Raw genomic sequence first — 583 nt, 5'->3', positions numbered from 1 at the left:
TCTCAGGCTATTTGCGCCTACTCGGAGCTTATCGCAGCTTATCGCGTCCTTCATCGGCTTCTGGTGCCAAGGCATTCTCCATGTGCCCTTTGTAGCTTGATCTTTAAAAATTCCTATAAACTTCGTATTGCGTCGTTATAAAGCTCTCTGCGGTACTCATTTAGCTCCGCTAAACTCTGTTCCTCGTTCACTTTATGCCTAGCACTACTCGTTTCTAGTAATTTTTCTTCATTAACAACAAAGGTTATTAATCTTAACTTAAATTAAAACAATTAATTAATTGTTTAAGTCAGCTTTACTCTATGCTTTTTTCAAAGAACATTGGTGGGCTTAAATGGACTCGAACCATCGACCTCACGCTTATCAGGCGTGCGCTCTAACCAGCTGAGCTATAAGCCCTCAAATATTTAGGAACTTTATTTTATCATTTGACATTTCACATGTCAACATGCAAAATATGGTCCCTCAAAATTAAACAGAGTATGAAACCTGTAATAAAGCTTTCTAGGCTCTATTAAAGCTCCTTAGAAAGGAGGTGATCCAGCCGCAGGTTCTCCTACGGCTACCTTGTTACGACTTCACC

The 583-nt window shown here is 39.8% G+C and carries 1 tRNA gene and 2 rRNA genes; all 3 read right to left on the bottom strand.

The features are described 5' to 3' along the window. A 23S ribosomal RNA gene (locus KQI86_RS20050) occupies window positions 1-102 on the bottom strand; the annotation flags it as partial. Window positions 103-322: 220 nt separating this feature from the next. Next, window positions 323-399, bottom strand: a tRNA-Ile gene (locus KQI86_RS20045). Between the two features lie 129 nt (window positions 400-528). Then, window positions 529-583: ribosomal RNA gene (locus KQI86_RS20040) — 16S ribosomal RNA — on the bottom strand; the annotation flags it as partial.

The organism is Clostridium mobile, assembly GCF_018918285.1.
GTDB lineage: Bacteria > Bacillota > Clostridia > Clostridiales > Clostridiaceae > Clostridium_AW > Clostridium_AW mobile.
Note: the sequence above shows the minus strand (reverse complement) of the source record. Positions and strands in the feature narration are given on the sequence as shown.